Source organism: Lactobacillus kullabergensis (assembly GCF_000967195.1).
In the GTDB taxonomy this organism is placed as follows: domain Bacteria; phylum Bacillota; class Bacilli; order Lactobacillales; family Lactobacillaceae; genus Lactobacillus; species Lactobacillus kullabergensis.
Map to the genome: position 1 here is coordinate 1680321 of NZ_KQ033871.1, position 24098 is coordinate 1704418.

Consider the following 24098-nt stretch of genomic DNA (forward strand, 5'->3'; position numbering starts at 1 on the left):
AATCACGTCAATAAAACGTTGATTTGTCAGTCTTTTTAAATTGTGAAATTTTTTAATTTAACTTCAAAGAGCACTTTTTTCCCACACACTTTTTCGCTAGTATAGTGTTTTATTTTATCTCTTAGAAATTATTTTTTTGATTATTTTACTTCTGGTCTGCAATTGCTTTGATTGCATTACGTCCTGAAAAGATGCAATATCCTGCATGTGTCCCCGGAATATTAACACCGTAAGTGTCACCATAAAGAACTGCAGAGCCATCGCCACCAATAGCATACAAACCCTCAATAGGTCTGCCCTTTGTATTCAAAACTTCGTTATTGGTGTTTACGCGTAGTCCATCACCTGTAGTGTATGCACCTACACCTAATTCGATAGCGTAGAATGGACCGTCACCATCTACTGGCAACATGTATTTAGCCGGTTTATGAAAATCAGTATCTTCACCATTTGCAGCCATTTCATTATAGTGCTTGACATATGCCACTAGGTTAGGGGTATCAATTTCTCGAGCTAATTCTTCCAGCGTTGCAGCTTTATGCAGGTATTGACGACCTTCTTTTTCAGCTTTGGCAATATCATCACGCAAAGTGGGATATCTGTCTTCTGGAACAAATGGCTTCATGGATCTCGGATAAGACTTGTCAGTAAAGTCATCCAAGATCTTTTGGCTAAAAATGCAGAAGACGCGGTCTTGACGGTTCATTGAATTGCCTTCATTAGCCCAGTTGACCACAGCTGCACTTTCGTCGACAAAGCGCTCGCCCAGTTCGTTAACCCACATTTGCGGTTGATCACAAACTGAACTCCAGATAGCAGTACCCCACAATTTAAATGATGGCACCGTCTTATCTTTCAGCTGACCGCCAAACATCATTGCCATTCCAGTAAAGTACTTTTTAGCACCTAACTTCCAGGCAAGTCTCAAACCATCCCCAGTGTTTTTACCAGAGTTAACTGGAATAATGTTGTCTGGATTTTGGTGAGGAGTACTTTCTAATAACTTTTGGTCATTTAAATAACCACCGGTAGCAAGCACAACATTTTTAGCAGTGACTATTTTGGTAACTTTTTCAGCCACATTGGTCAGTGTGACATCAAAAGTGTGGTCAGAATTTTGTTTTAGATCAGTCACGCTAGTTAGGGTAACTATGGTGATGCCCTTCTTCTTAGCATACGGTTCCAAGCCATTGTGTATGGCATCATGACCCTTGCCTTTAAACAAGTGCCAAGTTCTAGCTCCAGAACCTAGATTTGCTACCATTTCAATTTCAGCACCATGATCCTCAAGCCAGGAAACATTTTTGCCGGCATTGGCAATGTATTTTTGCCACATCTTGCCGTCTGCTTTGTAGTGCGAATATGTTAACTCTTCTTTGAGTAAATCATCTTTATCAAGAGTTGCATTATCCTTTTTTTGCAATTCAGAATCGGCAGCAAAAACTCCTTCAACATAGTTACCAGTGCCACCAGTTGTTTTACCTTTTTCGACCAGCAAGGTCTTTAAATTATTATCTACAGCCTCATCTGCAGCAGCAAAGCCTGCAAGACCTGCTCCCACAATGACTACATCATATTTTTCTTGTGTCATAATCTATTCCTCTAGTAAAAAATCATGTATAAATCAATTAATTCATACATGATTTTTGCCATAATCTACTTACCGGCTTTAGCAGTTTCAGCCGCATCAATTCCGGCTAGTCTACCAGAAATATAAGCAAAACCTAAAGTACCACCTTCAAAATCAACGTAAGCTTTGCCATACATTCCTGATGCATCGGCACCAGCTACGTAAAGGTTTGGTACTGGTTCACCATTTGGAGCTAAGGCGTGCATTTTTTCATCAATGGTTGCACCACCAAGAGTGCCTAGGTTACGAGCGATGAATTTCACAGCGTAAAATGGACCCTGCTCTACTGGAATCATTCTCTTCGTATCAGAGAAGAACAAGTCGTCCTCACCTTTCTTCTTAGCATTGTTGTATTGCGCAACTGATTTGACCAAATTATCTTTGTCGACACCCATCTTTTCAGCCAATTCTTCGATAGTGTCTGCAACAAAAATAACATTGGTTGAAGCCAGTTTATTCAGTAATGAAGTAAAGTCAGTCTTCTCGTGTTCGTGCTTGATATTTTCATCAGTATCCGTTGGGAAGTTAAATTCCATGTAAAACTGATGGCGATTCTTCCACTTGCCATAGTGGTCTTCAATTGCGACTGTTCCGCCTTCTTTAATCTTATCCAGCATTGCCTGATCAAAGACAACGAATTCAGTTTGTTGTGGTTGTTCTGACAATTCTGCACCGTGAACAGCGAAATCTAGTGCATGGGTTTCACTAGCATAACGTTGACCACGATTATTAACACGCAAGTTCGGAAAATCAGCTAGGGCATTGACAGGCATCCAGTTTGGACCAACAAGTTTAGCCATTTCGCCAATATCTTTATCACTAAAAGTTTGCCAGAAGTAATGAGTAGAACCATTAATGTGGTGAGCAGTACCAGCATCCCAGGCCATATTCAAACCATCACCAGTATTTTGCAAAACTTGACCTTGCGTGCTGACGTCGCCAAGATACTTTTTGCGCATTTCAGGACTGCCGCCAAAGCCACCAGTTGCAATAACTACTTTCTTAGCATTAACGTGAAGAGTTTCTTCATCACCTTCGGCAATTAAACCAGTGACTTTACCTGCACTATCTTGCAACAATTTTTTACCTGCAAAGCCAAAGTACATCTTGCCACCGATTGACTTGAATTTTTCAATTAGTTTGGTTACGGCCTTAGTACCGCCTTCTTGATAGCCATGAAGAGTGGCTGGCATACCAATGTGATCGTAACTGCCACCTGTACCAGCGTCAACCAATTTCATAATTGCACCGTTTTCATTTAACCAGTCAACCGTCTTACCTGATTCGTCGATAATGCGGCGCACAAGAATTGAGTTCATGTAGCCTTGGGAGGCATCCATGTATTCGTCATAAAGCCATTTCTTAGAAACAACCGCATTTTGATCTTTTTGTTGTTGACTGTCGCCGGCAAACATACCACCAGCAAAAGTAGTCGCACCAAGTGGAGAAATGGTTTTTTCAAGCAAAGCTACACTTGCACCATGTTGACGAGCTGCTAAAGCGGCTGCTACGCCTGCACCACCAGCACCAACTACTGCGACATCAACATCAATAGTTTCTTCCTTCTTGCCAGCAGTTTGGCCACCATTTTCTTTAAGGGCATCAAAGTCAACCCCTGCCTTATTCAAGGCTTCTTTAACGCCTTCAATAATACCGTGTGAAGTTTCAGAAGCACCAGAAACAACATCAACATCGACTGATTGCTGATCCACAATTTTTTGTGCCATTTTCTTAAATGCGTTATCAGCTAAACTATCGGGAGCATATTTATCTAACGGTTTAACATTTACTATCTTGTCTGAGTCAACCTCAACTTCAAGATTAATTTGACTTTCCTTACCTTGACCAGAACCAGTATATTTGCCTGGATTTTCGGTTATTTTTTGTGCCATATAAATGACCCCTTTCACTTTAAAAAATCTTATTCAGCATGACGACGAGCAGCATTTGCGTCTGGTAAAACTGCCAATACGATAATTTGGACTACAAAGACAAGGCCTTGAATAATAAAGGTTAATGCATAGTTCTTACCAGCAACTGAAGAAATAATAACGGGCAAGAAGAATGATAAGAGCAGTGATACTGTCCCAACGAGTCCACCAGCACTACCAGCATTCTTAGGACCGATCTCTGGGAATGTAATTGGCATAGCCTGCATAATTGGGCCAGTCATAGCGCCAAATACGCCGCCAAGGATTAGTGCAATGCTTAATGGCATTCCTAATGGAATATACCAAGTTATGGCCATCAACAGACCACCAAGAGCAGTAATGACAATCATCATTGGTTTGGCCTTTTTAGCCTTATTAATAACAGCTGGGCCAAAGAGTGAACCTGCTAAACTACCAATAGTAGCAACAGAAGCAACCACACCAGCAGCTGCAGGAGTCATTCCCCTAGCAGCAAATGCTTGGGGCAAAATGCCTGAAAAGGCTTCACTAGCACCCATACCAAAGCCAACGGCTAAAGCAACGTACCAAGTTTTCTTACTTTTAGCAGCAGCCTTGAAGAATTCAAACGATGACTCAGATTTGCCTTGTTCTGTTTGAGGTTGTGGAACTTCTTCACCCTTAGGAGTGTCTTTAACAAAGATCACCCAGCAAACAGCTAAAACCAATAGTACAGTCGATGAAAAGATATATGCCTTTTCAACAGTTGGGAACAAAGAACTGGTAGCTTGGGAAAGCATAATTCCGACACTGGCTGAAGCAAAGAAGACACCCATAGCTGTGTTAGTATCTTGTTTAAACCAGGTACCAAAGATTTTCAGAGTATTAGCATTTAGCAGAGCCATATAAACTCCGAAAAGTAACAGGGTAATAAACATTGTGATAAAGTTATTAGCAAAAAGGCGACCATACGCACCTAGTACTGAGATAACTAAACCAACAGAAACGATTTTCTTAGCTCCGAACTTATCAGCAAGAGAGCCGGCAGGAATACTTAAGAAAACTGCAATAAGCATTGGTGCCATAAGCAAACTTTGGAATTGCGCTGGTGAAATATGCAGTGCTGGCATAATTTGGACAGCTAAAGCAGAGATCTGAAATTGAATGTAACTACTAATTGCATCAAGCAAAGCAGCTATTGCTAAGATTACCCACCTATAATTTGAAAGCTTAGGTAACTGTTTTTCATCCATGATATATAAAAACTCCTTTTATGATAAAAACTAATTTTCAGCAGCATATTGTCCGGCTAGACGACCAAAGGTCTGGGCGTGACTGCAAGTAAGGCCAGGAATTCTATCTGGATAACTGCCCCAGAAGAAACCACCACTGGCGTTACCGGCTGCGTAAAGGTGAGGAATTGGATCACCATTCTGGTCAATAACTTCCATCTTAGTATTGATCCGTAAACCATCCAGAGTAGCAAGCAAACGTCCGCCCATGATGACACCATAGTATGGCGCTTTATCTACTGGGAATAATCTGAACTTTTCTTTACCAAAGTCGGTATCTACGCCTTTTTCACACATTTCGTTATAGCGTTTAACACTGTTAACTAAGTTATCTTTTGGCAAATTCAATTTTTCAGCTAATTCTTCAATGGTATCTGCTTTCTTGACTAAGCCATCATCAATCCTGCGTTGAATTTCTTCTTTGTTTTCCTCAGTATTGTAAATACCAGGCCAGCCTAAACGAGAACAACCTTGAGTATCAAATTGTGCCAAATGATCCATAGTATCTTCAGACCAAATTTGTGCTTCCAGGTAGCCTGGTTGCTTAGCCATTGCATTAATATCAAATTGGTAAGGTACACTTTCGTTGCCGAAACGCTCACCTTTTAAGTTAACTTTTAGTAGTGGGTAAGCACCCATCCAGAAGTAGCCTGGATCCTTAAAGTCAATGACATAATGGTCTTCAGCCTTAGTGCCAACAGGAACTGCACCACGGTCAAAAATGATTTCAGCTGGTTCTTCATCGCGGGCAGCACCGACTTTAAGGCCAGCAAGAATACCTGAACCATCATCACGAGGTCCATCTGAATAAACATTCTTCTTGTAGCCAAGTGGATCCCATTTCTTCATCAATTCAACATTGGCACCGTAACCGCCAGTACAAATGATGACACCCTTATTAGCTTTATACTCAGTCTTTTCGCCACTTTCACGATCACTGGTAATTACACCGGTTACTGCACCACTATCATCTGTCACTAATTCTTCTAATTTAGTGTTGTATTTAAGGGTTACTCCTAGTTCTTTGACCTTATCAATTACCCAATCGCCATAATGAGCCCAGCCGTTGTCAGGTGTTGCAATTGCTAACTCAGTATTGAAAGCTGTATTAACAACAGTTTCATAGTGGGCATCTTTTTGTGGTCTCAAAACACCGCCATTTGGTTTCAAAATGTTATCTTCCAGCCAATTGGCAGTTTCATCTGCATGATTTGCCCAAGTCCAAAGTAAACGTTCATCAACGTTATCTTGGAAGAACAAAGTTAAAAAGTTCATTAGTTTAGCTTTATCAACTTTAATTCCTGCTCTTCTTTGGGCGTTACTGTCCAGCGCAGCAAAGAATGAACGGAACAAAAATCTTGAACTTCCTTGCTTATCAATCAGGAGAACTTTTGCTCCCTTTTCAGCAGCGGCACAAGCTGCCATAGCGCCAGAATTGCTTGCACCTGCAATAATGACATCATAAGTATTTTCCATTTTTATACCTCACTTCTTTAAACAAATCCTTTAACCGTTTTCATAATACTATGAATCAAGTGAATTTATGCACCATATTTAGAATTAAAAATTACTAAATGGAATACAGAACATAACAATTTAAAAAGGCAAAATAAAAATGCTTGTAAGATCAACGTTTAAGCGCTGACTACAAGCATTCCAAAAACAACTTTTATTTGTGCATTACTTATTTTTATCCTCAGATAAATATTCGTTTATTGCTTTTTTTAACGTACTGGCCACTTTTTCAAGTACAGAGTCGTTAGTAAAGCTTTCCATGTATGCAATACCATATGGTGAAATATCATGAAAATCAATGGGAATATATTTAATTCCCTCTGATTGATAATCTGCAATGAAATTGGGCAAAATACCATAGCCCCAGCCACCTCTAACATAAATATCCATGGCCAAAAAATCTTGTACAAATTTAATATGTTCAATTCCTAATTTATTGATCAAGGTAGTTTGAAAATTTAATTGCACATTTAAAGAACTGTTAGGATCAAGCAAAAATACGTCACGATCAATTAAATCTGAAATAGAGATCTTAGATTTTTCTGCTAAAGGAGAACCTTTTGGGCAAGCTACAACTACTTTACCCTGAACCATTGGTTCGAAGTGAATATCTTCAACAACATCAACATCTTCTCGGGCAATTGCACATAAATCAACGTGATGGTTAAGAAGCTCACCAATAGAATTGTTGAGTACAAAGACAAACTGAATGTTCAAGTTACTACCGGATTCACGCAATTTGCGCAAAAAAATGGGCAGAATTTTTTGTTCAAACGGTGTATCACAGACTCCTATTCTTAAAAGCGTTTCAGGGTCATTCTTTTTGCTTTGCAAGTATGCTACCGTGTAATCCATATCATCTACCACATTGCGCGCAACACGATAGAAGTACTTGCCAGCGCTCGTTAAGGAAATACGGTGATGAGCACGATTGATTAAAGTTACCCCCAGTGTATCCTCAAGATCCTTAATATTTTTAGAAACTGCCGACTGGGAGAAATTTAAGCGCTCAGCTGCAATAGTAAAACTGGAATTATCTATGGCCTTAATAAAACAGCGTAATTGAGTGAAATTCATTTTATTACCTCATCAAATTAACAAAAAATTTTCTTTCTGTGTATATTATACTAAAAATTTTTCGTAAAAATAAATTTGCCAAAAGTAGAATCCATACTTGATTTACTTGTTACTACTATTATTTTTGCCGATGAGGATAAAAAAAGCAAAATTCTATTTATGCTTTAGAGAATCTTACACTTTTTTGATTAAAAATCACCTACGTTTATTAACATTATTAGCATCAGGTAGTATAGCAATGAAAATTGCTGTTAAAGCAATAACAATACCTTGAATGAAGAAAGTAAAAATATAACTACGTCCAGCAATTAAGGAAATAAGAATTGGAACTACATAAGCAAGTAATAAAGTTACTGTTCCTATTAAGCCACCTGCAGAACCAGCATATTTTGGACCAATTTCAGGAAATTGAATAGGCATAGCCTGCATAATCGGTCCAGTCATTGACCCGAACAAGCCTCCAGCTACTAAGCTTATAACTAATGGCAATCCGGCAGGAACAAACCAAGTTATTGCCATTAAAATTGCTGAAACTAAAGTTACGGAAATCATGAATCCTTTTGCCTTTTTAAGCTTAGCAATAATGGCTGGCCCCAGTAAGGCACCAAAAAGACTGCCAAAAGAGGCAACTGAAGCAATAATTCCTGCAGTTGCATCTGACATTCCCCTAGCAGCGAATGCTTGAGGCAGTATACCGGAAAATGCTGTCGAAGCAGCAGAACCCAAGCCGCCACAAATTGCAATTAACCACGTTTTTTTACTTTTAGCGGCAACTTCAAAGTATTTTATCGTTGATTCAGAATCAACAGTTTGCTCTTTTTGAATACTCTCCCCCTTAGGGGCATCTTTAACAAACACAATCCAGCAAATAGCTAAAATTAATAAAACTATTGATGAAAAGATATATGCTGCATTGACACTTGGGAAAAATGAGCCTGTAATTTGCGAAAGAGCGGCACCCACTCCAGCGGAAGCAAAGAAAACTCCCATAGCCATGTTAGTATCCTGTTTAAACCAGATACCAAAAATTTTTATTGTATTTGCGTTTAATAATGACATGTATACACCAAACATCAATAACATGATCATCATTGACCAAAAATCTTTAGCAAATAATCTGCCAAAGGCACCGATTACCGATATAATACAACCTATACTTACTACCCTTTTTGCCCCGAACTTATCAGCAAGTGAACCAGCTGGTATACTTAAAAAAACTGCAATTAACATTGGTGCCATAAGTAAACTGGAAAATTGCGGAGGCGTAATGTGCAAAGCCGGCATGATCTGTGTAGCCAGCGCGGAAATTTGAAACTGCACATAATTACTAATGACATCCATTAAAGCGGCAATTGCCAAAATTACCCACCTATAATTCGATAGTTTAGGTAGTTGTTCTTTATCCATCTTAAAAGTCCTTTCATGAATACTTTTCACAAATTTATCTAAAGTTAGACTATTATTCATTAAAAATTTGAAGCAAATCTATACTCATAAATATAATTACTAAATAAAATATTATTTTTTCTTACGTCAGTATTTTTCTATGTAGAATATTCACAGAATATTCACACGTACAAAATAAGTAATTGCTTTCACAAAAACTTTTCCCATTAAATTTCATCCCTTCTAGTTCAAGTTCTTACTCTTCTCAAAGTAACATTTAGAAAACTTATTAAGACAAGACCATTAGAATTAATAATAACTAAATGGAATGCTAAAAAAGCCACAAAAGTTATTGGCTTTTGTGACTTATCAACATATTTTTGTATTTTTTACTCTAACACGTGGACACAGACTCGCTTAAAAGTATTGATTACTTTTGCAACATCCATGTCTTGGACTGACGAATTGATATAGGCAATGCCATAAGGTGAAATGGCCGGATAATCTAAAGGAACGTATTTAATAGCTGTTTTATCATAATCTTTAGCAAAATTTGGTATAACACCGTAGCCCCAGCTGGCTTTTACATACAGTTTCATTTTAAAAAAATCACGGACAAATTTAATGTGTTTAACACCTATTCCCGATATTAAATCATTCTGCGTTTTAAAATTGAGTGTACTGTTTGGATCAAACAAAAAGACTCTTTGCTTTTGCAAATCTGATAAAGTAATCATTTTCTGTTTACTTAAAGCGGAATTGACAGGACAAGCAACCAAAAATTTACCGGTAATTAATTTTACAAACTGAATATTTTGGATTGCTGCCACAGTATCATATGAAACCAAGCAGATATCTACATGATGATTTAAGATTTCAGAAATTGTAGTCTCCTCTACATTGATAAACTGGATATCAAGATTGCTATCATATGCACGTAATTTACGCAAAACTGCTGGTAATACCTCTTCTTCTAATGGTATTTCACAAACACCTATTCTTAATGAACTTCCAATCCTACCTTTTTGACTTTTCAGAAATTCAGTTGTGTTGTCCATGTCATCGACCATGTTACGTGCAATTTTATAAAAATACCTGCCACCTTTGGTAAGAGTAATGCGATGATGCTCCCGAATTATAAGGGTAATTTCCAACTCATTTTCTAAATCTCTAATATTTTTTGAAATTGCAGGTTGAGTAAAGTTTAATTCTCTAGCAGCAAGTGTAAAGCTGGAATTATCAACAGCCTTGATAAAACATCGTAATTGTGTAAAGTTCATGTTGGCTTCCTGATACTTATCTTAATCACTTTAATTCTCTATACTGCAATTATAATATACAAAAATATTTTTCAACCAAATTTTTTGAAAGAGTTGAAACAAATTTTAAAACTTACTATTTTATTTTACTTAGCGCATCCCTAACTGCGTCTTTGAGACCGCGTGATGAACTCGAAGCACCACTGACTGCATCAACATCAACAGTATTTGCATAAAGCATATTTTCCCGCTACTTCTACCAAACAACATAAATGAGCTTATCGCAGTTGTTTAAAATATGTACTTATTGTTAATGCTAATATACAGTATTATAATGCTTATGATTGAAGTTAGATACGGAGGTAACTCAATGAAACTTAAAAAAATGTGGATTACACTTATAGCTATCTTTAGTTTGGGGATGATTGGCAGCATTGCAACAATTAAATTAGCTAATCCCGTACAAGCCAAAATTAATGTATCTGTTTTTCCAAAAAAAATGCGTGGCACATGGTATCAATATGATAAACAAACTCATTTAGTCAATAAAGAGACCATAACCGCTAAAAAGTGGATATTCTATGAAGACAATGGTAAAAAAAGCATCTATCCATTACATGTTCTACCTAAAAATGGGTCACATTGGAATAAAATGAGCAAGAAAAAAGATAAATGGATGTATATAGTTAATATGCCTGTAAAGGTTCATGGTCACACTTGGCTAGCTATTCGAGGTTGGTACGAAATGACAGCTGGACCATTTTTCACTGTTTCTAAATTAAAAGGTCACCAAGTGCTAACTAATGCAGCTGGACACCTTGTTACTGGTGCAAACCATTGGTATCATTCGGTAAAACTCGCTAAAAAATTAAAAAATAGGCATTATGCACACTTTGTTTATTAAATTTCACCTTTTAATAATGAAATTAAAACTTATTTAAATAAAAAAGTCTGGAAAAGCCATTGATCGTTTCTACAAACATTTTTCATTTCTTTCACTACCAATGGGTTCAACCTAGTAGCATTCAAGCTACTTTGGTAATATGCATAGCAACAAGCAGAGACTCATTAATTATAATCTGATCTAGCATCATTTTGAAAGCCAATCTAAAACAGCTTTTAGAAGTAGAACCTGCAAACGTATTCTACGACCAGCGTAAATTAGTTGTAGAATCAGTTCTCAACATTTGTTAGAGACTTTTAGCTTACAGCGAACGCACTTCAGATGATAGACATAATTTGAAAACAATCTCAATTTTATGTTTTTAACAATGGATTTGAACAAATATTGTCACAAAAATGCCATACTATATTGACAAATAAAGCTACGGATTAAAACATAGTAGAAAGGAAAGCAGGCAAATCACTAAAATTGTGGTTTGTCTGCTTTTTATCTAGATCTTTTTAGCAATATTCATTAATTTATTTTACTTAGCGCATCCCTAACTGCGTCTTTGAGACCGCGTGATGAGCTTGAGGCACCGCTGACCGCATCAACATCAACGGTATTTTCCTGAACCATTTTGGCAGGTAAAGTCTTGATAGCTTTCAAGCCATAGTCATCTGATTCAGCTTGCTTCAAAACTTCAATATTCTTTAAGTTCTTTTGTTCATCAACAGTTACCCGGACAACTATTTCATCACCCATGCCTTTAGTTGATTTACCAATATATTGGTTCTCTCCTGTTTCATAGGTTTCGTGTTTAAGATCTGAAGTTAAGTGCTTTTCAGGCATAGTAGCACCACTTGCTGCATCAGTAGTTGCAGCAGCTTTTGGCTTAGCAGCATTTTCCCCTGCAATCTTGCCCCAAATTAAGCATTCAGCCAAGTTATTGCCACCTTGATATTGGTTAGCACAGATACCGCCAAGTTCACCAGCAGAATAAAGATTAGGAATTGCTTTACCTCTGGTATCTAAAATTTCGGCATTCTTATTTCTTCTAGGACCACCTTGCGTATTAAGCATAGTTTGTTCTAGTTTGACAGCATAAATTGTGTTACCAGTAAATGCACGTAAAGTTGCTGGATCTCTTCTAAATTCGGGATCGTCTTGTTCTTGACAAGCTTGATTGAAACGACTGAGAGTGTCAGACAAAACTGCCGGTTCAACACCAATTTTATCGGCTAATTCAGCAGCAGAGTCAGCCTTGATAACATTTTCTGTATATGGTTTGTAATCGCCAATAATTTTATCGCTATCTAATTCATGCTTTTTAGTTTCATCAAAAATCAAGTATGGGTGCTCTTGATTTAGCGGCACTTTCCATTGACCATGATTCTTGATATGGCCGTGGCGGTTTTCTTCTGCTTCATTAAAGTATCTGGTACCGTCATCACCTACAACAAAGGCACTACCGCTAGAAACAGCTTCATTTTGAGGCCCTAACATTAAGCGACCGCGTTGTCCTGCTGGTACCGCAAAAGCCATGCCATGAAGCATACCTAAAGATTCATAATTATGTAAATGCCAAAAATCAGCGCCAACTTCCTGGGCCATTCTCAGACCATCACCTTTGTTGTAAAGGGTGCCTAAAGGTGCCAGTCTTTTGGCGCCAATAAAGTCTTCAATCATTCTTTGATTATTTTCAAAACCACCGGTAGTCATGACAACACCATTTTTAGCCTGAACTTTGAGCAGCTTACCGTCACGCTTAATCACTACGCCGTAAATCTTTTTAGTTTCCGGATCTTGAATTAGTTCTTCTGCAGGTGTGCTGTACAAAACATCTATTTTGTCTTGCCGTTTCACTACTTGCTCTTTTAAAATCTGCCATAAGGAAGCATCAAACCAATGTTTAGTTACAGTGGTATAATCGTAGGACTCTGAACCTGGAAATTCCGGGAATTCCCTGATAGCACTAATTCTGTCAGGGGCATATTCTTTAGCGCTCTTTGGTTTAACACCCAAATATTTTGAAACAAATTCAGGAATGTGCACCATCCCATCGACATAAGTATCAATCATCTCTTCGTCAAGTTCCATTGGCGCTGTTAGTTTCTGATAATACTTTTTCAACTCATTAAAGTCATTACTCGTACCAATTAATTGGGCAGAATACCGGGTATTACCACCTTCGTGCCCTTCAGGAGCTGCATCAACCAGCAGCACTTTAGCGTCATGATCAGCCGCAAACTGAGCAGCAATGGCACCAGCACCGCCAAATCCTAAAACAACAACATCATAATTTGCATCCCATGCAAAATCTTTATGATAAATCATATAAATCTCCTTTGTATAAATCGCTTTCATTTATCAAATTAATTTTATCACATTATATTTTTCCAATATATACTATTCGAAAAAAAATAATCTTTATTAATAAAACTCATTGAACTCATCTGTTAAAACAACTTGACTTAAAGTTCACGTTAAGGATTAAAGTAATCTTATTAAATCAAATATAAAGGAGTTAAAAAAATGGACGATCATAAAAGTGATGTGCAAGATGGTATTTTTGCTTTAGGTGCCAAAAATACTGCTTATCAAAAATATTTTAAGGGTCAAAGCTACCAGCAAAGTTTAGTCAGTGATCCTGATATTAATGTCAGCGTCTCAAACGTTAGTTTTGAACCGGGTTGTCGCAACAACTGGCACCAGCATATTGGCGGCTTTCAGATTTTGTTAGCAACAGCTGGTACGGGCTGGTATCAAGAAGAAGGCAAAGCGCCTCGTAAATTGCATCCTGGTGATGTAGTGGTCGTTCATGACAGTGTTAAACATTGGCATGGCGCAACTAAAGACAGTTGGTTTGCGCATATTGCTATCACTGCGGGAACACCCAAGTGGCTCGAACCAGTCACAGATGAAGAATATGGAAAATTGGAGGATTAAAAAATGAAAAAGCAAACAGCTGGTAGAGATAACTTAGGTGATTTTGCACCTAAATTTGCAGAATTGAATGATGATGTTTTATTTGGTGAAGTCTGGTCAAGAGAGGACAAGTTATCTGCTCATGACCGTAGTTTAATTACTTGTGCCGCATTAATGGCACAAGGAGCTTTTCCTCAACTTAAATCACATATGATTATTGGAAAAAAGAACGGCATTACGAAAGACGAAATGGTCGAACTGATTACTCATTTGGCATTTTATTGCGGCTGGCCGAAGGCTTGGTCTGCTTTTGATTTAGCAAAAGAAATTTTCACTGATTAAAACCTTTAATTTAAAGCAGCTGGCCTTTTTGAAGTGACACCCAAATTTAGGACAAATTTGGGGGCTATTTTATGTCTAAAATCTATGGTCTTTAACGGTTTCTGCATCCCTAATTTTATGCTAACCTGTAGAAGTATTAATTAAAGAAATTACAGGAGCAAAAACCTATTATGAGTAAAAAAATTCTGATCTTACATACTGGTGGCACCATTTCAATGTCAGAAGATGAAAATGGAAAAATTAAGCCTAACAGTCAAAATCCCTTGGCTGACCTCTCTTTAAACGTTAATGATGATATCCAGATAGTTACTGAAGAAATTTTCAACTTGCCTTCTCCTCATATGACACCAGAGCGCATGTTGCAACTTTCTTTGCGGATCCGCCAAGCAGAAGCTGAAGGCTTTTTCGGGGCAGTCGTGACTCACGGCACAGACACTCTGGAAGAAACAGCTTTATTTTTAGATTTAACCATTTCCAGTAAAATGCCTGTGGTAGTAACCGGAGCTATGCGCTCTTCTAATGAAATTGGCAGCGACGGGTTGTACAATTTTAGAACCGCAATCATGGTCGCCAGTTCTGATGCTTCTATTGGCAAAGGTGTTGTAGTTGTGATGAATGATGAAATTCATCCCGCCCGTTATGTTACGAAGACCCATACTACAAATGTTGCTACTTTTCGCACCGCTACATTTGGTCCTATAGGCGTTGTATCTGAAGGTCACGTTAATTACGTGCAAACTATCAATCCCCAGCAACACTTACCAATTGACCACATTATTGCAAATGTTTATTTAGTAAAGGCCTATGCAGGAATGGGACCCGAGATCTTTCAAGCTTTAAACAAGCCATCAACAAACGGGTTAGTAATTGAAGCTTTAGGTGCCGGTAACATGCCACCGCAAACATTACCTGAATTGCAAAAACTACTTGATAATGGAATTCCCCTGGTATTGGTTTCCCGTTGTTTTAACGGTATCGCTGAACCAGTTTATGATTATCAAGGTGGCGGTGTTGGCTTAGCCAAAATGGGCATTATCTTCTGCCGCGGCCTCAATGGCCAAAAAGCCAGAATTAAGCTCTTAGTGGGCTTAAGCGCCGGACTTCATGGTGAACAATTAAAGAAATACATTAATAATTAAATCAGCAATAAAAACCATCTTCATATAAAGATGGTTTTTTCTTGCAAAAATTGGCGAATATTTGTAAAATGACCGTTGGTCATTATTGAATGAAAGGAGTATATCTGCCATTATGTATGTCTTGACTCCCAAAGAAAAAGAAGCAAAAAAACAGCTCATTGCAGCTGCTGCCAGCAAGTTATTTCAAAAAAATGATTTTAACCAAATATCTATGGCGCAAATTGCCCATGAATCTGGCGTTGCCAAAGGCACACTATTTAATTATTTTAAAACTAAAGAAAATATCTTTATGTACTTATTGCTTTCTGGTTACCAAGATTACCTCACGGAAGTTCTTCAGCGTTTTCAAAAAACTGAAAATATCACTTCTTGGGCTGATTTTTCCTCTTTTATTTTAGAGCAAAACCATTTGTTAATTAGTCAGAGGACTGATTTATTACGTCTTAACGCATTACGTGGTCCAATTTTAGAAACTGCCGCTGACAGAGAACAGACATTGGCTGGTCGCGAAAAACTCTACGAAATAAACAGGAAATTGGGACAAGCAATAGCCGAGAGAATTTCACTGCTTAGCGTTAAGCAAGCCAGCCACCTTTTCATCATTCAAAGTGCAATTATTAGCGGACTAATGAATATGATGAACCTGGATGAGTTTCACCACGATCAATTACCCGTTGATTTTAAAGTTTTTCAAATCGACCTCGAACAAGAAGCAAATCAATTAATGCTCTTTTATTTACAAGGCTTAGAGCAAAAACTGGAAGGAGCAAAATAAAATGAAACTTGCTAATATTAGAAATTTTGCCATTATTGCTCACATTGATCATGGTAAATCAACATTAGCTGACAGAATTATGGAACAAACTGATACTGTGAGCAAAAGGCAGTTAAGTGACCAACTTTTGGACAGCATGGAAGTTGAGCAGGCGCATGGCGTAACAGTCAAATCAAGATCAGTGCGTAACTTTTATCAAGCAGATAACGGTCAGGAATACGAATACAATTTAATCGATACCCCAGGGCACGTTGATTTTTCTTACGAAGTTTCTAAAAGTCTGGCTGCCAGTGATGGTGCTATTTTACTGGTCGACGCAACTCAGGGTGTACAAGCACAAACCGTAGCCAATTTGCGTTTAGCTTTAAAACATAATCTGACTATCATTCCGGTGATTAACAAAATTGACAATGCAGCGGCAGACGTTGCGGCAACGGAGGCACAAATACGTGCGCTGAGTCCCGAATTTGTAGACGCGGATATTTTAAAAATTTCTGCTAAAACAGGAGAAAATGTTCATCAAGTATTAGAAGCAATTTATCAAAAAATTCCAGCCCCTCAGGGAAAACCCGATGCAGCACTTAAGGCACTGATTTTTGACTCACAGTATGATTCATATCAGGGAATTATCGCGGATGTCAGACTAATTGATGGTCAGTTAAAGAACCAGCAAAAATTGCAGCTAATGCAGGGCGGTAGCAAGTTTAATGCGCAAGCAATAGGGATTTTCACCCCAAACATGCAGCCGGTAAAGGAATTAAATGCGGGAGAAGTCGGCTATATTGTGACTGGAATTAAAGATGTTGCCAGTGTCCAAGTTGGCGATACCTTAACCACTGCAGAAAATCCTACTAAAAATGCCATTCCCCACTTTAAGCCAGCGCAATCAATGGTTTATGCCGGTTTTTATCCTAAGGGAGATACCAGTTATGAAGCCTTAAAACAAGCTATTAGTAAGCTGGCTCTCAACGATTCCGCTTTTCATTACGCTCCTGAACAGTCTGAAGCTCTTGATGCCGGCTTTCGCTGCGGTTTCTTAGGCATTTTTCACTTGCAAATAATCCAGGAACGACTGCGCGATGAATATCATGTGGAAGTGTTGACCACTGCGCCGAATGCCACCTATCACGTTTACCTCAAGCAGCCTCAGCCTAAGCAGGAATATCTCACTATCACCAATCCGGCAAAATTTCCTGATTTTTCTGAAATTGATTATGTCACTGAATCATACGTTAAGGCCGTAATTACCACGCCCAATGAATACTTGGGTGCCGTCATGAAATTATGTGACCAGCATTTTGGGGAAATGGTTGACTTGGACAATCAACAAGATATAGTCACATTAACATACAAACTGCCTGTTTCTGAAATTGCCTATGACTTTTTCAACAGCTTAAAATCAATTACTCATGGGTTTGCGACGCTTGATACTGAATTTTTGGATTACGAACTGGTTGATGTAGTCAAAATTCAAATTCAGATCAACTATGCCGCTGTTGATGCTCTCGACATTATTGTGCCACGCCAAAAAGCCGATTTGATCGCCCATAAGTTGGTCAAAAAATTAAAATATACGGTTCCGCGTCGTCTATACCCGATGCCGGTGCAAGCAATGGTGGAAAACAAAGCAATTGCGAGAGTTGACGTGCCGCCTTTACGCAAAAATGCGGCTGTGAATGGCGAAAAAAGAAGTATTTCGAAAAAACAACAACTTTTACGCAGACAAAGCTTAAATAAACGACAAGCTGTTAAAAGCGATATTAAGCTACCCCAAAGCGTCTTCGATGCCATTTTAAACATTAATGAACCAGATTAAGAGCACATACCCAATAAAAAGCCAAAAGTCCCCTTATTTAGACTTGCAATCTCTAATAAAGGGGCTTTTTGATTAAATTATTCAAATAAAAGCTCTAGTGTAGTGCAGCAATATTCTTCAACTAGATAGTCATTAGGCAACTATGTTTTTACATAAGAAAAGTTCTCTTAAAAGCTAGTCTACCCAATTTATATTTTCTTTTTTTATTGCTTTTCTACTCACTTTTTTTTGAAACAATTCTTCTAAAGAACAATTAAAGTTCTTTACTTTTTTATATTCTATTTCATTTATCTCGTCACGAGATTTACCCTTATTATGAACAGGACAAACCAAATGGTGTGGATCCAGCAGAAAAACAATTAACCAGCTTTCTTCTTTTTCACTATTGATATTTTCCACATCATATACGGAAAAAGCTCTAAATTTTCCTTTACCTACCCCATCACTAATCTGCGTGTATTTATTAGTGATATAAGATTCATATATCGCATACTTTTTAAAATCAATATTACTGCAGGCACTAAAAATTGATTTAATTCTCTTTCCATTTTTCAAAGACAAATTAATCAGTCTCATTTTATTATTAACTACTTCAGAATTGCAAAAAATATTTTCAAAGTTAATCCCAATCGAATCATTATAATTCTCCATTGAGCCACAAATATAATTTGTAAATAAAAGATTTGCTATTTTTAAACTGTTTAAACAACTATGTAAGAAGGCTACTTTTGGTTTTATTGACTGGGCATTTAAAGGAAGCTCAATTTTTTCGACAGTTGAAGAGAAATCTAATCCATCAAGGTTAGAATCAACTTTTTGATTATCCGTTAAAAAACTTAGACCATTAAAATTTTTATTAGGTTGGGACTTCTTACCTTGATTAAAAAAGTTCAAATTGTTGAAAGATTTATTTGAACTTTTATGTTTTTTCATTTTTACTCGCCTATATAATTGATATAGTCCTGTTTTATTTGGTTACTATCAATTTTACAGTGTTGTTCATTCTCGTTATACGCGTCTTTCCAGGCCTTATCTTTATGAGATCTCTGAACTAAACCGAAATCATTTACTTCATTAATCTGATCTACTAAATTATTAATAAATAATAGAACTTCTTTCTTTTCAGATTCACCTGTAGAAATTTTATCTTGAATTTCTTTTGAGTTAAGTTTTTTAATTTCATCGCCTTTATAAGCTGCATACACTTTATTTATGACAGGACCATATCTCCATGCTTCAAAATCAGGCTCAAACAGCTCTGGAGGATAGGCACCATCTTGCAGGTCAAACTCGCTTTGATCATCTGGACTGTAATGAATATTGCCGTATGTAGCTGAATAAAAAGCCCACAAAAAATACAAAGTTTTTTGAATTTTCAGCGGTGTGGGGTTATCTAGTCTATATTCTAAATACCCAGCTAAATCTATTACGTTGTCAAAAACAAATTTTGCGTTTTTTTTACCAGCAGTTTCGGTCATATGTATGCACACTCTCTCCCTTAGTAAAACCAGGAAATCTAGATTTCCTGGTTTTACTATAACACTATTTTGCACGAAATTAGTGTGATTTAAGTAAATTTATACAAAACTTACGTTCTGTCTATATTTTTAAAACACTTCGCTAGTAATTTGAAATATTTTTCTTTGTTGGTGACATTCAACTTGTCATCAAAGATATAATCACCTATTTTAATTTCCAAGTTTATAATATCGGCATCAGAATGTTTTCAATTTACTCAAAGTACTAGTAAATTACCATTTATGATAGTGATATTACAAGAGCTCTGTATTTTCATAAAAGTGGCAAATACTACGTCATTACACATGGTTTTAAGAAAAAAAGCAAAAAACCCCAGATTTTGAAAAAGATCATGCAAAAAATATTAGAAAAAGAGTATTAAAGAGGAATAAAAATGAAAACTGAAACAGAAACAGAAAAAATGCTTGATGAATTAACAAAAGACGATCCAAAATTAAAAGAATATGCTGAACAATATAGTCGACAACTGGACGCTTCAGTTGCAGTTACAAAATTACGCAAGAAAGAAGGTCTTAGCCAACAAGATTTAGCAGATAAAGTAAACGTAAGCAAATCAACTATTGCTAGGATTGAAAACGGTACAATGAATCCCACGTTAAAAATGCTAGACAAAATAGGCATGGCTGTTGGTAAGCATCTGCTTATTTCCTATAATTAATTTTGCTTACCAACAACTTAGTTGCCAGTACTAAAAAAATTCCTAACCTTCGCGGTTAGGAATTTTATTTTTCAGTTTAAAATTAGTCGTCTAATTTTTCTTTGTTAGTGACATTCAACTTGTCATCAAAGGTGTAAACTACTGGTTCACCGGTCTTCATTTCCAAGTTCATAATATCAGCATCAGAAATGTTCTCGATGTACTTAGTCAAGGCACGAAGTGAATTACCGTGAGCTGCAATAATAACGTTCTTGCCAGCTAACAGATCTGGAGCAATGTGGTCTTCCCAGAAAGGCATAACTCTTTCCAAACAAACCTTTAAGTTTTCAGTCCGAGGAATGATGTGTGGATCAAGATCGGCATAACGACGATCATGAACTTGGCTATATTTAGAGTCATCCTCAATCTTTGGTGGCAAAACATCATATGAACGACGCCAAATGTGAACTTGCTCATCACCGTATTTGTCAGCAGTAGCTTTCTTGTTTAAGCCTTGCAAGCCACCGTAATGACGTTCGTTTAATCTCCAGCTCTTAGTTTCTGGAACCCAAAGTTGGCCGCTTTCTTCCAAAGCATAGTGTAGAGTCTTAATGGCACGAGTTAAAACAGATGTATAAGCTTGATCAAACTGCAGACCATGTTCCTTAATTAACTTACCTGCGTTCTTTGCTTCTTCAACGCCTTTTTCTGATAAATCTACATCAATCCAGCCAGTAAATTTATTTTCAAGGTTCCATTCACTTTGTCCGTGACGAATCAAAACTAATTTTGACATGAAATATCTCCTTTGCAAATTAAATGTTTCACTTACTATTTTACACATTTACATTTTGTTTTCATAGGGTTTAGGACTAAAAATCATTTTTTAAATACAAGTTTTACGATACAATAGATATTAATGATGATTATAAGAAAAGAGAATACCTAACTCACTATGAAATTCAAAAAATTATTAATGGGCTTGAGCTTAGTTGCAGCGCTTGCTGCAGGTGGATGCTCCAAGCAGAAAAAGCAAAGTGAACCCATTCTAACTAAAAGCCAAGTAATCAAATGTTCACAGAAATCATTTAAAAGTGGACAAGCCAAGCAGGTCGTAACCTTAGGAACCGATACTTCCAAGCAAATTGTTACTACAACTGCTCTTTTTGGTGGCAACCCTACTGTATTTCAACTTAACTACCAAACTCAAGCCAAAGGTAAAACTCAGTCTTCGCAAGAGTGGGTTGACAATGCTAATCACGTTTATATTAACGGCTCAAGTGACTGGTATAAAGCAGATTTTAACAAATTAACCGGGCACTCTTACGCTGATTTACTCGATTCTATAATTAATAATTCAATGTTAATGGATCCACCTAAGGCCCTGACTAACGCTTATAAAATGACTAGAAAAGGTCACACTTATACTTTAAAAGCGAACATCACAGACCAGAAAACAATGAAAGATGCATTAGATCCGATATTTACTACCAATACTCAAAGCCCCAAGCAAAAAACCATCTATCATAAATTAGTCAAATTGGGCAAAATTAAAGGTATGACTGCAAAACTTGTGGTTAAAAATAAAAAGATGTATAGCTTTCAATATCTAGTTAAAATTAGAGTAAATAAATTAATGCAATTCAGCGCTGGACAAAGTTATGGCAACATGTGCAGCAAAGACTTCTTAAAGATACCTACCAATGCCCTTAATGCTAAACCACTGCCTAAAACAAACAAAAAGAAAAAATAATTTTAAATCATAGCCTCGAAACTAAAACTTTCGGGGTTTTTATTTGTGTAAGACTTCTAAGATAATTCTTTGACCAGAGACAAAACCAAGACTTGCAAATTTAGGATTAATTAATTCATCAAAAACCTGTTTTTTTAAGCCTAATTTATGTAAAAAATTAAAAAATCATACTCTGATTAATGTACAAAACAATTTCTTATCATTTTTAAACTCTACCACTTCAATGATGCAATTGTTACGCTGAAAAAAATCGGACAAGTTTTTATATCAACTTGACTAAAAATGCTATATAATTTTCTTAAGGTAAAATAAGAATATTAAAAAGGAGATGTCCACAATGAAATTGAAGAAATTTTTGTCGGCTATGTTATTGTCTGCCACTTTAGTTGGTGGTGGTCTAACTCATGCAAAAACAGTCGATGCAGCATTATCAAAAAAGCAGGCTATTGCAATTGTTAAAAAGAAAGAGAGCAACCAAACTAGTGGCCAATATACTACCAGCACAAAGATTAAAAGTGGTAAGCAAAAAATAAATTTTGACTCTCATGGTGCTTTTACCACCAAGCCTGAACTAGTTCAAGCCATTACTAAAGTAAAATCTGGCAAACACGCTGAAACAGTAGAGCAATGGATTGATATGGACGCAAAACGTGTATACACCAAAGCAGATGGCAAATGGCAATATACACCGATTGCAGATGCTGATACTGCCAAAACTGATATAAAAAAATATAGCAGCGATCTGAAGAAATTTGCTAAAAGCATCACTACTGATTTGAGCAAAAATGCCAAACTTAGTCATAAAGATGGAGTTTATACCCTCAAAAGTAATGTCAATATTACTAAGGCAAGTAAATTTCTGAACAAAATTTTTAAAGACTATAAGGTAGATCTCAAGTCGTTCAAAAAGCACGTTAAACTCAGCAAGTGTAATGTTACTTTTAAAATCAAAGATAAAAAAATAACAAGCTCTGCTACTTCTTTTAAAATGAACTACGACAAAAAAACGCCAGCTTCATTCAACTTTAGAATCTTTGGCTTTGGTAATTCCGACTCTTTGAAGTTACCAGATGAAGTCAAAAACGCCACTCCAGCATCTGCAAACTAATTTGAGCAATAAAGTAAAGGTCTTTATATGAAAACAACTATTTTTAGTAAATATTTAACTATCATAATTATGGTGCTTTTAGGTTACTTAATGAGATAAAATGACTATAGAGTCGTTTAAATATTTTCATTAGTAATCGGAGGTCCAAAAATGAAATTAGGAATTATTGGCAGCGGTAAAATTGTTCACGATTTTTTAACGACTGCTGCTAAAATTAAAGGCCTTGAACTTGCAGCAATATCCACTACTAAACGTAGTCAGCCTATTGCCAAAGACTTAGCTAAACAGTATAACATTAAAGAGGTATTTGCTGATAACGGACAGTTGTGTCATGATGAAAATGTCGACACAGTTTATGTAGCCGTACCTAATTCTTTACATTATGAAATCGTAAAAGAAGCTCTTCTTGCAGGCAAAAATGTTATTTGTGAAAAACCATATGTAGAAACTGTTGCTCAAGCTGAAGAACTTAAAGAAATAGCTGACAAAAAGGATTTAATCATAGTTGAAGCTATCACAAATATTCACTTGCCAAATTTCAAAGCGATTAAACAGCAATTAGCTGAAATTGCACCTATTCACATTATTTCTTTAAACTATACGCAATATTCCAGTCGCTATGATGATTTTTTGCAAGGCAAAATTGCTCCTGTATTCGATCCTGCTAAAGATGGTGGAACCCTAACAGATTTGAACATTTACAATATTCACTTGGCAGTTGGTTTGTTCGGTAAGCCGGAAAAAGTACAATATTATCCAGTAATGCAAAAACAAGTTGATACTTCGGGCATACTTAATTTAGTTTATCCTGATAAACAAGCAGTTTTAATTGCTGCAAAAGACAGCTATACTACTCCAAGATCATTTATTGAGGGTGAAAAAGGAACCATCTACTTTGATGGTTCAACTGGTGTTATTAAAAATTTCACGGTTGAACACAGAAACGGTGATGACAGTGAGTTCAACTTTAACGAGTTTGACCACCGAATGGCAAGTGAATTTAGGGACTTTGTGAAAATTATTGATACCCACGATACACAGAAAGCTAAAGATTTATACGAGCATAGCATAGCTGTCATGGATGTATTAGCCAAAGCAAAGCAGTCTGTTTCTAATAATTAATATTATTG

The 24098-nt window shown here is 36.7% G+C and carries 22 protein-coding genes and 1 pseudogene; 11 read left to right on the forward strand and 12 right to left on the reverse strand.

The window, feature by feature from the left end:
- Positions 1 to 145 precede the first annotated feature (145 nt).
- From vprA to JF76_RS10135, 8 genes and pseudogenes are all read right to left on the reverse strand, one after another.
- The gene (gene vprA, locus JF76_RS08455) at positions 146 to 1591 is read right to left on the reverse strand and encodes a vinyl phenol reductase (RefSeq protein ID WP_045928635.1); all 1446 of its coding nucleotides are present in this window, start codon (positions 1589 to 1591) and stop codon (positions 146 to 148) included.
- Between the two features lie 65 nt (positions 1592 to 1656).
- Entirely contained in the window at positions 1657 to 3522 is a 1866-nt protein-coding gene (locus tag JF76_RS08460) for an FAD-dependent oxidoreductase (protein WP_045928636.1), read from the reverse strand.
- A 29-nt stretch (positions 3523 to 3551) separates the two neighbouring features.
- Entirely contained in the window at positions 3552 to 4772 is a 1221-nt protein-coding gene (locus tag JF76_RS08465) for an MFS transporter (protein WP_045928637.1), read from the reverse strand.
- A gap of 30 nt (positions 4773 to 4802) precedes the next feature.
- Entirely contained in the window at positions 4803 to 6287 is a 1485-nt protein-coding gene (locus tag JF76_RS08470) for an FAD-dependent oxidoreductase (RefSeq protein WP_045928638.1), read from the reverse strand.
- Between the two features lie 204 nt (positions 6288 to 6491).
- Positions 6492 to 7403 carry a LysR family transcriptional regulator gene (locus JF76_RS08475; protein WP_045928639.1) on the reverse strand — a complete coding sequence of 304 codons (912 nt, stop codon included), beginning with the start codon at positions 7401 to 7403 and terminating at the stop codon, positions 6492 to 6494.
- A 195-nt stretch (positions 7404 to 7598) separates the two neighbouring features.
- The gene (locus tag JF76_RS08480; protein ID WP_167594941.1) at positions 7599 to 8810 is read right to left on the reverse strand and encodes an MFS transporter; all 1212 of its coding nucleotides are present in this window, start codon (positions 8808 to 8810) and stop codon (positions 7599 to 7601) included.
- A gap of 368 nt (positions 8811 to 9178) precedes the next feature.
- The gene (locus tag JF76_RS08485; RefSeq protein WP_045928641.1) at positions 9179 to 10069 is read right to left on the reverse strand and encodes a LysR family transcriptional regulator; all 891 of its coding nucleotides are present in this window, start codon (positions 10067 to 10069) and stop codon (positions 9179 to 9181) included.
- A gap of 115 nt (positions 10070 to 10184) precedes the next feature.
- Positions 10185 to 10289: pseudogene (locus tag JF76_RS10135) on the reverse strand (FMN-binding protein); the annotation flags it as partial.
- A 129-nt stretch (positions 10290 to 10418) separates the two neighbouring features.
- Between JF76_RS10135 and JF76_RS08490 the strand changes: the two are divergent.
- Entirely contained in the window at positions 10419 to 10952 is a 534-nt protein-coding gene (locus JF76_RS08490; RefSeq protein WP_045928642.1) for a hypothetical protein, read from the forward strand.
- A 513-nt stretch (positions 10953 to 11465) separates the two neighbouring features.
- Here the strand turns inward: JF76_RS08490 and JF76_RS08495 are convergent.
- The gene (locus tag JF76_RS08495) at positions 11466 to 13268 is read right to left on the reverse strand and encodes an FAD-binding protein (RefSeq protein WP_045928643.1); all 1803 of its coding nucleotides are present in this window, start codon (positions 13266 to 13268) and stop codon (positions 11466 to 11468) included.
- Positions 13269 to 13466: 198 nt separating this feature from the next.
- Here JF76_RS08495 and JF76_RS08500 point away from each other — a divergent pair, with 198 nt between their 5' ends.
- The 5 genes from JF76_RS08500 to lepA all read left to right on the forward strand — a co-directional run bounded on the left by JF76_RS08500 (position 13467) and on the right by lepA (position 17931).
- Positions 13467 to 13880 carry a cupin domain-containing protein gene (locus JF76_RS08500; protein WP_045928644.1) on the forward strand — a complete coding sequence of 138 codons (414 nt, stop codon included), beginning with the start codon at positions 13467 to 13469 and terminating at the stop codon, positions 13878 to 13880.
- Positions 13881 to 13883: 3 nt separating this feature from the next.
- Positions 13884 to 14201, forward strand: coding sequence for a carboxymuconolactone decarboxylase family protein (locus tag JF76_RS08505; protein ID WP_045928645.1), 318 nt, complete (start codon positions 13884 to 13886; stop codon positions 14199 to 14201).
- Positions 14202 to 14371: 170 nt separating this feature from the next.
- The gene (locus tag JF76_RS08510) at positions 14372 to 15340 is read left to right on the forward strand and encodes an asparaginase (RefSeq protein WP_045928646.1); all 969 of its coding nucleotides are present in this window, start codon (positions 14372 to 14374) and stop codon (positions 15338 to 15340) included.
- A 112-nt stretch (positions 15341 to 15452) separates the two neighbouring features.
- Positions 15453 to 16115, forward strand: coding sequence for a TetR/AcrR family transcriptional regulator (locus JF76_RS08515; RefSeq protein WP_045928647.1), 663 nt, complete (start codon positions 15453 to 15455; stop codon positions 16113 to 16115).
- A gap of 1 nt (position 16116) precedes the next feature.
- Entirely contained in the window at positions 16117 to 17931 is a 1815-nt protein-coding gene (gene lepA, locus JF76_RS08520; protein WP_045928648.1) for a translation elongation factor 4, read from the forward strand.
- Between the two features lie 174 nt (positions 17932 to 18105).
- On the opposite strand, the gene JF76_RS08525 is transcribed toward lepA, so the two are convergent.
- A complete protein-coding gene (locus JF76_RS08525) occupies positions 18106 to 18864 on the reverse strand; it encodes a hypothetical protein (protein ID WP_045928649.1) in 759 nt (252 codons plus the stop codon).
- Between the two features lie 2 nt (positions 18865 to 18866).
- Positions 18867 to 19409: a Panacea domain-containing protein gene (locus JF76_RS08530; RefSeq protein ID WP_052697107.1), complete on the reverse strand. Its 543-nt coding sequence runs from the start codon at positions 19407 to 19409 to the stop codon at positions 18867 to 18869.
- Positions 19410 to 19702: 293 nt separating this feature from the next.
- On the opposite strand from JF76_RS08530, the gene JF76_RS10255 reads away from it, so the two are divergent.
- Together JF76_RS10255 and JF76_RS08535 are read left to right on the forward strand one after the other, a co-directional pair.
- The gene (locus JF76_RS10255; protein WP_370448922.1) at positions 19703 to 19831 is read left to right on the forward strand and encodes a hypothetical protein; all 129 of its coding nucleotides are present in this window, start codon (positions 19703 to 19705) and stop codon (positions 19829 to 19831) included.
- A 12-nt stretch (positions 19832 to 19843) separates the two neighbouring features.
- Positions 19844 to 20128, forward strand: a complete 285-nt coding sequence (locus tag JF76_RS08535; RefSeq protein WP_052697108.1) for a helix-turn-helix transcriptional regulator — start codon at positions 19844 to 19846, stop codon at positions 20126 to 20128.
- Positions 20129 to 20210: 82 nt separating this feature from the next.
- On the opposite strand, the gene JF76_RS08540 is transcribed toward JF76_RS08535, so the two are convergent.
- Positions 20211 to 20903: a 2,3-diphosphoglycerate-dependent phosphoglycerate mutase gene (locus tag JF76_RS08540; protein WP_034978190.1), complete on the reverse strand. Its 693-nt coding sequence runs from the start codon at positions 20901 to 20903 to the stop codon at positions 20211 to 20213.
- A 159-nt stretch (positions 20904 to 21062) separates the two neighbouring features.
- Here JF76_RS08540 and JF76_RS08545 point away from each other — a divergent pair, with 159 nt between their 5' ends.
- The 3 genes from JF76_RS08545 to JF76_RS08555 all read left to right on the forward strand — a co-directional run bounded on the left by JF76_RS08545 (position 21063) and on the right by JF76_RS08555 (position 24090).
- A complete protein-coding gene (locus tag JF76_RS08545) occupies positions 21063 to 21860 on the forward strand; it encodes a DUF6612 family protein (protein ID WP_045928650.1) in 798 nt (265 codons plus the stop codon).
- Between the two features lie 337 nt (positions 21861 to 22197).
- The gene (locus tag JF76_RS08550; RefSeq protein WP_045928651.1) at positions 22198 to 22968 is read left to right on the forward strand and encodes a hypothetical protein; all 771 of its coding nucleotides are present in this window, start codon (positions 22198 to 22200) and stop codon (positions 22966 to 22968) included.
- Positions 22969 to 23118: 150 nt separating this feature from the next.
- Positions 23119 to 24090 (forward strand): Gfo/Idh/MocA family protein, encoded by a 972-nt coding sequence (locus JF76_RS08555; protein WP_045928652.1) that lies wholly within the window; start codon positions 23119 to 23121, stop codon positions 24088 to 24090.
- The last annotated feature ends 8 nt before the right edge of the window (positions 24091 to 24098 follow it).

What these genes read in the sequence shown, in the direction of transcription:
- vprA (WP_045928635.1), bottom strand. Translation starts at nt 1,591, where the DNA reads ATGACACAAGAAAAATATGATGTAGTCATTGTGGGAGCAGGTCTTGCA.
- JF76_RS08460 (WP_045928636.1), bottom strand. Translation starts at nt 3,522, where the DNA reads ATGGCACAAAAAATAACCGAAAATCCAGGCAAATATACTGGTTCTGGT.
- JF76_RS08465 (WP_045928637.1), bottom strand. Translation starts at nt 4,772, where the DNA reads ATGGATGAAAAACAGTTACCTAAGCTTTCAAATTATAGGTGGGTAATC.
- JF76_RS08470 (WP_045928638.1), bottom strand. Translation starts at nt 6,287, where the DNA reads ATGGAAAATACTTATGATGTCATTATTGCAGGTGCAAGCAATTCTGGC.
- JF76_RS08475 (WP_045928639.1), bottom strand. Translation starts at nt 7,403, where the DNA reads ATGAATTTCACTCAATTACGCTGTTTTATTAAGGCCATAGATAATTCC.
- JF76_RS08480 (WP_167594941.1), bottom strand. Translation starts at nt 8,810, where the DNA reads ATGGATAAAGAACAACTACCTAAACTATCGAATTATAGGTGGGTAATT.
- JF76_RS08485 (WP_045928641.1), bottom strand. Translation starts at nt 10,069, where the DNA reads ATGAACTTTACACAATTACGATGTTTTATCAAGGCTGTTGATAATTCC.
- JF76_RS08490 (WP_045928642.1), top strand. Translation starts at nt 10,419, where the DNA reads ATGAAACTTAAAAAAATGTGGATTACACTTATAGCTATCTTTAGTTTG.
- JF76_RS08495 (WP_045928643.1), bottom strand. Translation starts at nt 13,268, where the DNA reads ATGATTTATCATAAAGATTTTGCATGGGATGCAAATTATGATGTTGTT.
- JF76_RS08500 (WP_045928644.1), top strand. Translation starts at nt 13,467, where the DNA reads ATGGACGATCATAAAAGTGATGTGCAAGATGGTATTTTTGCTTTAGGT.
- JF76_RS08505 (WP_045928645.1), top strand. Translation starts at nt 13,884, where the DNA reads ATGAAAAAGCAAACAGCTGGTAGAGATAACTTAGGTGATTTTGCACCT.
- JF76_RS08510 (WP_045928646.1), top strand. Translation starts at nt 14,372, where the DNA reads ATGAGTAAAAAAATTCTGATCTTACATACTGGTGGCACCATTTCAATG.
- JF76_RS08515 (WP_045928647.1), top strand. Translation starts at nt 15,453, where the DNA reads ATGTATGTCTTGACTCCCAAAGAAAAAGAAGCAAAAAAACAGCTCATT.
- lepA (WP_045928648.1), top strand. Translation starts at nt 16,117, where the DNA reads ATGAAACTTGCTAATATTAGAAATTTTGCCATTATTGCTCACATTGAT.
- JF76_RS08525 (WP_045928649.1), bottom strand. Translation starts at nt 18,864, where the DNA reads ATGAAAAAACATAAAAGTTCAAATAAATCTTTCAACAATTTGAACTTT.
- JF76_RS08530 (WP_052697107.1), bottom strand. Translation starts at nt 19,409, where the DNA reads ATGACCGAAACTGCTGGTAAAAAAAACGCAAAATTTGTTTTTGACAAC.
- JF76_RS08535 (WP_052697108.1), top strand. Translation starts at nt 19,844, where the DNA reads ATGAAAACTGAAACAGAAACAGAAAAAATGCTTGATGAATTAACAAAA.
- JF76_RS08540 (WP_034978190.1), bottom strand. Translation starts at nt 20,903, where the DNA reads ATGTCAAAATTAGTTTTGATTCGTCACGGACAAAGTGAATGGAACCTT.
- JF76_RS08545 (WP_045928650.1), top strand. Translation starts at nt 21,063, where the DNA reads ATGAAATTCAAAAAATTATTAATGGGCTTGAGCTTAGTTGCAGCGCTT.
- JF76_RS08550 (WP_045928651.1), top strand. Translation starts at nt 22,198, where the DNA reads ATGAAATTGAAGAAATTTTTGTCGGCTATGTTATTGTCTGCCACTTTA.
- JF76_RS08555 (WP_045928652.1), top strand. Translation starts at nt 23,119, where the DNA reads ATGAAATTAGGAATTATTGGCAGCGGTAAAATTGTTCACGATTTTTTA.